This window comes from Leisingera sp. ABD4_442 (assembly GCF_056160905.1).
Genome location: NZ_JBSWYB010000045.1, coordinates 22525 through 30619, shown reverse-complemented (window position 1 = coordinate 30619; position 8095 = coordinate 22525). Strand labels below are relative to the sequence as shown.

General features: G+C 63.2%; 7 protein-coding genes. 5 read left to right on the top strand and 2 right to left on the bottom strand.

What is annotated here, in order from left to right; all coding sequences use genetic code 11:
• Nucleotides 1-91: 91 nt before the first annotated feature.
• On the bottom strand, nucleotides 92-1603 hold the full coding sequence (hpaE, locus tag ACXAHG_RS21340) for a 5-carboxymethyl-2-hydroxymuconate semialdehyde dehydrogenase (RefSeq protein WP_475060558.1): 1512 nt from the start codon (nucleotides 1601-1603) through the stop codon (nucleotides 92-94).
• A complete protein-coding gene (locus ACXAHG_RS21335) occupies nucleotides 1603-1995 on the bottom strand; it encodes a 5-carboxymethyl-2-hydroxymuconate Delta-isomerase (RefSeq protein WP_475060563.1) in 393 nt (130 codons plus the stop codon). Before ACXAHG_RS21335 ends, hpaE begins: the two co-directional genes overlap by 1 nt.
• A 113-nt stretch (nucleotides 1996-2108) precedes the next feature.
• On the opposite strand from ACXAHG_RS21335, the gene hpaR reads away from it, so the two are divergent.
• The 5 genes from hpaR to ACXAHG_RS21310 all read left to right on the top strand — a co-directional run bounded on the left by hpaR (nucleotide 2109) and on the right by ACXAHG_RS21310 (nucleotide 7972).
• Entirely contained in the window at nucleotides 2109-2549 is a 441-nt protein-coding gene (gene hpaR / locus ACXAHG_RS21330) for a homoprotocatechuate degradation operon regulator HpaR (protein WP_475060555.1), read from the top strand.
• Nucleotides 2550-2821: 272 nt separating this feature from the next.
• A complete protein-coding gene (locus tag ACXAHG_RS21325; protein ID WP_475060553.1) occupies nucleotides 2822-4072 on the top strand; it encodes a sarcosine oxidase subunit beta family protein in 1251 nt (416 codons plus the stop codon).
• Between the two features lie 15 nt (nucleotides 4073-4087).
• The gene (locus tag ACXAHG_RS21320) at nucleotides 4088-4375 is read left to right on the top strand and encodes a sarcosine oxidase subunit delta (RefSeq protein WP_475060550.1); all 288 of its coding nucleotides are present in this window, start codon (nucleotides 4088-4090) and stop codon (nucleotides 4373-4375) included.
• 11 nt (nucleotides 4376-4386) lie between these two features.
• Nucleotides 4387-7398, top strand: coding sequence for a sarcosine oxidase subunit alpha family protein (locus ACXAHG_RS21315; RefSeq protein WP_475060560.1), 3012 nt, complete (start codon nucleotides 4387-4389; stop codon nucleotides 7396-7398).
• Complete coding sequence (locus ACXAHG_RS21310; RefSeq protein ID WP_475060548.1) at nucleotides 7391-7972, top strand: sarcosine oxidase subunit gamma; 582 nt, start codon at nucleotides 7391-7393, stop codon at nucleotides 7970-7972. Before ACXAHG_RS21315 ends, ACXAHG_RS21310 begins: the two co-directional genes overlap by 8 nt.
• The last annotated feature ends 123 nt before the right edge of the window (nucleotides 7973-8095 follow it).

Genomic DNA, 8095 nt, shown 5'->3' with positions numbered 1-8095 from the left:
TTGTCTTTCTCTTTCTGTTGGGGGTTGGGGGGGGATGGCCCTCCCTCCCCCCCTCGCTCCCCGGGATATTTTTAGCCAGATGAAGAATGGATCAGGCGCCGAGGCGCGGGATTGTGTGCTGGCCGAGCGCAAAGCCGATGTGTTTTTGCTCCATGTAGAACTCGAACGACCAGTCGCCGCCGTCGCGGCCGATGCCGCTGGCCTTGACGCCGCCAAAGGGGGTGGGCAGGTGGCGGACATTTTCCGAGTTCACCCAGATCATCCCGGCCTCGAGATGGTTGGTGAAGCGCAGGGCGCGGGTGAGGTCGTTGGTCCAGACATAGCCGGTGAGACCGTATTGGGTGTCATTTGCCAAGTTTAGAGCCTCATCTTCGTCCTTGAAGCGGATGGATGTGAGGACGGGCCCAAAGATTTCTTCCTGGGCGATGGTCATGTCGTTGGTGGCATTGGTGAACAGGGTGGGGCGCACGAACCAGCCCTTGCCGCCTGCGCGGGTGCCGCCTGCGGCGATGGTGGCGCCATCCTGTTTGGCGGTCTCAAAGTAGGAGGTGACCTTGTCGAAATGCACCTTGTGGATCAGCGGGCCGACCTCGGTGGCCGGGTCCAGCGGGTGGCCGACGCGGATGTTATTGACGCGTTCGATGAGCTTGGCTTCGAAGCCGTCGGCAATGCTCTCCTGCACCAGCAGGCGTGAGGAGGAGGTGCAGCGCTCGCCATTGAGCGAGTAGATCATGAAAATCGCGGCATCGAGCGCGCGGTCTAGATCGGCGTCGTCGAAGACCACCACCGGGTTCTTGCCGCCGAGTTCGAAATGCACCCGCTTCAGGGTATCGGCGCCCTGCTTCATGATCATCGAGCCGGTTTTGGATTCGCCGACAAAGGCGATGGCCTTGATGTCGGGGTGTTCGGTGAGGGCTTTGCCTGCGTCCTCGCCATAACCGTTGACCAAGTTCCAGACACCAGGCGGAAGGCCCGCCTCATGGGCGATCTCGGCCAGGATGCGGGCGGTGAGGGGGGAGAACTCGGCCGGCTTGTGGACCACAGTGCAGCCGGCTGCCAGCGCGGGGGCGATCTTCCAGGTCGACAGCATGAAAGGCGTGTTCCAGGGGGTGATGACGCCGACCGGGCCGATCGGCACGCGGGTTGTCACATTCATCAGGGTTCGCGACTGCAGCTGCTGCCCGTCGCGGGCGGAGGTCGCCTTGTCCGCAAAGAAGCGGAAGTTTTCGGCGCCGCGCAGGGCGGCCTTGGACATGAAGCGCAGAGCCTGGCCGGTGTCCCAGCATTCGCAGAGGGCAATCTCTTCGGCGCGTTCGACGATAAGGTCGGCGATGCGGTTGAGGATCTTCTTGCGCTCCAGCGCCGGCATGTCGCGCCAGGCCGGGAAGGCTGCCTTGGCGGCCGCTGCCGCCGCGTCGATGTCCTCTGCGCCGCCCTTGGCGACGGCGCAGATCACGCTTTCATCCACCGGCGAGGATGTTTCGAAGGTGTTGCCGGAGGCGGCGGGGCGGCTCTCGCCGCCGATCAGGTTCAGGATGCCGGTTTCGCGGAAGCGTGCCAGGTGGCTGTTCAGCGTTTCGATGTTGGTGGTCAGATCGCTCATCACTGGTCCGCCTTTCGCATGTGGTCGCGGATGGTGCCGCATTTCGGGGAAAGCTCCGGGTCGATGTCGCGCATCTCCAGCGACAGGGCGATGGAGTGCCGCTGCAGGGCCGATTCAAGAAAGGTTTGCGCCGCGTCGAACACCGCCTGCGCGGCGCGTTTGCAGGTGTCCAGATCGCGGCCCGCGCGCAGCCGGATGGAGATGTCGATATAGCCGTGCTGCGAATTGCCATCGGCAATCGAGACGTGATTGGCGGCAAAGGCGCGCACCCGTATGCCGGCCAATGGGAACACGCCGGTTGCTGCTGCGGCCTGCCGCAGATGGCTGCACAATGCGGCGATGTCGGTGCGGGCCTCCATGTTGGCTGAGTAGTCCAGCGTGATGTGCGGCATCTGCGGTACCTCTTCGGAATTACTTAACATGTTATCAATTGTGCGGCGATGAGTCAAGAAGAAGAAACCCAAGCGGCAATTGCGTTTAACCGGAAGCGCGGCGATAATCGCATATGACCAGGATGATGCCTTCCACCGACCGTTCGCTGCCAATCGCCCTTCTGAGGGCGCGGGAGCGTGTGATGGGTCCGATCCGGGCGCTGCTGAGCGGCGCGGGGCTGACCGAGCAGCAATGGAGGGTGCTGCGGGTGGTGCAGGAGGGCGGGCCGATCGACCCGACCCAGATCGCAGACAAGGCCTGTCTGCTGCTGCCCAGCCTTACGCGGATCCTGCAGAAGCTTGAGGAAAAGCAGCTGATCAGCCGGAAGCGCGACCAGGAGGATCGCCGCCGCCAAGTGGTGCAGATTTCACCGGCGGGGGAGAAGGTCATTGCCGACAATCTGGAGGCCAGCCTGGAGCTGATGGAGCGGACCCGGGCCAGGATGGGGGCGGACCGCTATGAGGCGCTGCTGGATCTGCTGAACGAGCTGGATCAGACCGACCTTTCGGAGTGAGTCGTTTTTGCCGCATTTGGCGAGGATGCAGCTACGGGTGACGCAAACCGGGCGAGGGCGGTGTTTTTATTGAAGTTGTGGTGAGGTATGATTTTTGTGAATGAAAGTAGTGATTTAATGTGAAAATCACGCTGTGATTGCACTGTGTCTGATGCTGCATCTGTATTGGTGATTTGCGTGGAATGACGCAAATGGCGTGCCCAGTGTCCGATATCGCTCTGTGAAAACCTGCGTTTCTCAACGACTCTTGCGGGGACAGTTGAGAGGACATCATGCGGTATTCCGGCCTGAAAGTGATCAAGGAGGCCCTGACGGGCCACAAGGGATGGCGGCCTGCCTGGCGCGATCCGGAACCCAAGAAAAGCTACGATGTGGTGATCATCGGCGGCGGCGGGCACGGGCTGGCGACGGCCTATTACCTGGCCAAGAACCACGGCATCACCAATGTGGCGGTGATCGAGAAGGGCTGGATCGGCGGCGGCAATGTGGGCCGCAATACCACCATTATCCGCTCCAACTACCTGCTGGACGGCAATGAGCCGTTTTACGAGCTGTCGCTGAAGCTGTGGGAAGGGCTGGAGCAGGACTTCAACTATAACGCCATGGTCAGCCAGCGCGGTATTCTGAACCTGGTGCACACCGATGCGCAGCGCGATGCGGCGCGGCGCCGGGGCAATGCGATGATCCTGAACGGATCGGATGCGGAGCTGCTGGATGTTGACGGCGTCCGGGCGATGTATCCGTTCCTGAACTTCAACAACGCGCGTTTCCCGATCAAGGGCGGCCTCTTGCACCGCCGCGGCGGTACTGTGCGCCATGACGCGGTAGCCTGGGGTTATGCCCGCGGCGCGGATCTGCGCGGGGTTGACATCATCCAGAACTGCGAAGTCACCGGCTTCAAGATCGAGAACGGCAAATGCCTGGGCGTGGAGACCACCAAGGGCTTTATCGGCGCCAACAAGGTGGCGAGCTGTGTTGCGGGTTCCTCCAGCCGGGTGATGGAGAAGGCCGGTATGCGCCTGCCGATCGAGAGCCATGTGCTGCAGGCCTTTGTCTCCGAAGGGCTGAAGCCGGTGCTGGACGGCGTGATCACCTTTGGCGCCGGCCACTTCTATTGCAGCCAGTCGGACAAGGGCGGTCTGGTCTTTGGCGGCGACCTGGACATGTACAATTCTTACGCGCAGCGCGGCAACCTGCCGGTGGTCGAGGATGTGATCGAGGGCGGCATGGCGCTGATCCCGGCGCTGGGCCGGGTGCGGATGCTGCGCAGCTGGGGCGGCATCATGGATATGTCAATGGACGGCTCCCCCTTCATCGACAAGACCCATGTGGACGGCCTCTTTTTCAACGGCGGCTGGTGCTACGGCGGGTTCAAGGCGACCCCGGCCTCGGGCTGGTGCTACGCGCATCTTCTGGCGACGGATACCCCGCACAAGGTGGCCACGGAATACCGGCTCGACCGGTTCCGCCGCGGCTGCATGATTGACGAAAAGGGCCAGGGCGCCCAGCCGAACCTGCACTGAGGAAAGGAGCACACGATGATTATCAACCATCCGATCCTCGGGCCGCGGGACGGTCAGGAGTTTACCTATCTGGGTGATGCGACCCTGATTGACCGTCCCGATTGGGAGAGTGATGACGCGGCACGGCAGTTCCATGACTACCTGTATCTGCGCGACAACCCGGCAGGCGAGCACCGCGAGCTCTGGTTCCACGAGCAGGGCGACCGGTCCTGGCTGGTGGTTACCCGCAACACCGTGACCCATGAAATCCTGAATGTCGAACTGGCCCGCGATGTGGCCCGGGCAAGGGGGCGCAGCAAATGACTGACGCAGTAATGAATGCAGGAACGGTTGCGTTCCAGGCCGACGGCAGCACCGGCGCCCGCAAGGGCGTGCAGGTGAACCGCCTGGACGGCGGGCTGATCAAGGGCAGCAAGGCGCTGAGCTTCACCTTTGACGGCAAGCGCTACAAGGGGTTTGAGGGTGACACGCTGGCCTCTGCTCTGCTGGCAAACGGTGTGCGGCTGATGGGCCGGTCCTTCAAATACCACCGTCCGCGGGGGGTGCTGACCTCCGGCTCTGAAGAGCCAAACGCGCTGGTCGAACTGCGCAGCGGCGGTCGGCAGGAGCCGAACACCCGTGCCACCGTGGCCGAACTCTATGACGGGCTGGAGGCGAATTCGCAGAACCGCTGGCCGTCACTTCAGCATGACTTCATGGCGGTGAACGACCGGTTCTCGAACTTCCTGACCGCGGGGTTCTACTACAAGACATTCATGTGGCCTGCGGCGTTCTGGGAGAAGATCTACGAGCCCATCATCCGCAAGGCAGCGGGTCTGGGCAGCATCAGTTTCGAGGATGATCCGGACGCTTATGACAAGGGCTTCCTGCATTGCGACCTCTTGGTGATCGGGGCTGGCCCTACCGGCCTGACGGCGGCGCTGACCGCGGGCCGGGCCGGGGCGCAGGTGATCATTGCCGATGAGGACTTCCTGCTGGGCGGGCGCCTCAATGCGGAAACCTTTGGCATTGGCGACCTGACCGGCGCGGCCTGGGTCGAGCAGGCGCAGGCGGAACTGGCGTCGATGCCGAATGTGCGGGTGATGCCGCGCACCTCGATCATCGGGGCCTATGATCATGGCATCTATGGCGCGGTGGAGCGGACTGCCGACCACGTGCTGGCACCCGAAGCGGGCAAGCCGCGGCAGATCCTGTGGCGGATCTATTCCAAACGGGCGATGCTGGCGGCAGGCGCCACCGAGCGTCCCATCGCGTTTGAGAATAACGACCGCCCGGGCGTGATGCTGGCAGGTGCGGTGCGCGCCTACGCCAACCGCTGGGCGGTGACGCCGGATCAGACGGTTGCGGTTTTCACCAATAACGACGACGGCCACCGCACCGCGGCGGATCTGATCGCCAAGGGGGTGAAAGTCACCGCTGTGATCGATACCCGTGCAGATGCGCCCAAGGTTGAAGGGGCAGAGCTGTTTGCCGGTGCGCAGGTGATCGACACCAAAGGCCGGCTGGGTCTGGAGTGGGCGCGCGTGCGTCTTGCCAATGGCACCACCCGCGATATTCCTTGCGGCGCACTGGCTGTCTCCGGCGGCTGGAACCCGAACGTGCATCTGACCTGCCACCAGCGCGGCCGTCCGGCCTGGCGCGAAGATATTGCCGCCTTTGTGCCTGCAGGCGAGCTGCCGCAAAACATGTCGGTGGCTGGGGCCGCCAACGGCGATTTCTCCACCGCTGCCGCGCTGCGGGCCGGTGCCGAGGGCGCCGTGGCCGCGCTGTCGGAGCTGGGGATTGAAGCCAAGGCTGGCGATCTGCCCGAGGCCGAGGATGCGCCCATCAACGTTACTCCCTTCTGGTACGTGAAGGAAGGCAAGGGCCGCGCATGGCTGGACCAGCAGAACGACGTCACCGTCAAGGATGTGAAGCTGGCGCATCAGGAGAACTTCCGCTCGGTCGAGCATCTGAAGCGCTATACCACTCTCGGCATGGCAACCGATCAAGGCAAGACCTCCAACATGGGCGGTCTGGCGATCATGGCTGAGCTGGCGGGCAAGCAGATCCCCGAGGTCGGCACCACCATGTTCCGCCCGCCCTATACACCAGTGTCCTTCGGTGTGATGGCCGGTCGGTCCGTGGGTGAGGAATTCCGCCCGACACGTAAGACCCCCAGCCACAAGTGGGCCGAGGAGCAGGGTGCCGAGTTTGTCGAGGTCGGCCAGTGGCTGCGGGCGCAGTGGTTCCCCAAGAAGGGCGAAACCCATTGGCGCCAGTCGGTGGACCGCGAGGTGCTGCAGACACGGAATTCTGTCGGCATCTGCGACGTGACCACACTGGGCAAGATCGATGTGCAGGGCAAGGATGCCGCCGCGTTTCTGAACAAGATGTATGCCAATGCCTTTGCCAAGCTTCCGGTGGGCAAGGTCCGCTACGGGCTGATGCTGCGCGAGGATGGCATTGCCTATGACGACGGCACCGCGGCGCGTTTTGCCGAGGATCATTTCGTGGTGACCACCACCACCGCCAACGCAGTTCTGGTCTACCGCAACATGGAATTTGCGCGCCAGTGCCTGTTCCCTGATATGGATGTGCAGCTGATCTCGACCACTGAGGCCTGGGCACAGTTCGCGGTGGCGGGTCCGAATGCCCGCAAGCTGCTGCAAAAAGTCGTGGATCTGGAGTTCGACATCTCGAACGAGGCCTTCCCCTTCATGGCCTGCGGTGAAGTCACCGTGGCGGGCGGCTGCCGGGCGCGGCTGTTCCGGATCTCCTTCTCGGGCGAGCTGGCTTATGAGATCGCGGTTCCGACCCGGTACGGCGATGCGATGATCCGCAAGCTGATGGAAGCGGGCGAGGAGTTCGGCGCGGTTCCCTACGGCACCGAGGCGCTGGGCGTCATGCGGATCGAAAAGGGCCATGCGGCGGGCAATGAGCTGAACGGCACCACTTCGGCGCTGAATCTCGGCATGGGCCGGATGGTCAGCAAGAAGAAGGACTGCATCGGCAACACGCTGAGCGAGCGTGAGGGCATGAACCAGGAGAATGCACTGAAGCTGGTGGGTTTCAAGCCGGTGAATGCCGCCGATCCGGTGCAGGCCGGGGCGCATCTGATGAACGCCGATGGCGAGGTCAGTGCGGCCACCGATCAGGGTTATATCACCTCTGCCGCCTATTCGCCGGTGCTGGGCTGTTCGATCGGGATCGGCTTCCTGAAAAGCGGCGATGCCCGCAAAGGCGAGGTGATCCGCGCGGTCAACCCGCTGGAGGGCAAGGAAGTCCAGGTCGAAGTTGTCAGCGCGCATTTTGTGGATCCGGAAGGGGAGCGTCTCCGTGGGTAAGTTCGATAATCATGGTCTGAAAGCGGTCTCTCCCCTGGGCGGGTCCGAGCCGCAGGTGGATGCTTTTGCCGGTCTGCTGATCCGCGAAGTGACGGACCGTGCGCTGGCCTCATTGGCGGCGCGCCAGGGCAGCGAGGAGGCGGCGAAATCTGCGGCGGCGTCATACTTGGGTGGTGCCCTGCCGGAGCCGGCAAGCTGGAATGCAAGCGGTGAGTTTGCTGCCTGGTGGATGGGGCCGGACCTGTGGATGGTCTCAGCCCCGCATGACAGTCACGAGCTGCTGGCAGGCGAGCTGAAGGAAGCTGTCGGTGAGGTCGGTTCCGTGGTGGAGCAGACCGACGGCTGGTGCCGCTTCGATATGGAAGGCCCGCGTTGCTTTGACGTGCTGGAGCGGCTGTGCAACGCCAATGTCCGTGCGGGCAAACCGGGCGATGCCACCCGGACTTCGATGGAGCATCTGGGCGTTTTCCTGCTGTGCCATGAGCCGGGGCAGAAGTACTCGATCGTGGGGCCGCGCAGCTCTGCCGGGTCGCTGCATCACGCCTTGGTCGCGGCGGCGCAATCGGCGATCTGAGAGACGCGCGTAGATTGAAAACGCCCGGCCGGGAGGCTGGACGTTTTGATTTTGCCGGATTGCGGTCAACGGAAGCGGCTGGATTGTGCGGAGAGGGCGGATGCCTCCGGCGGGAGTATTTTC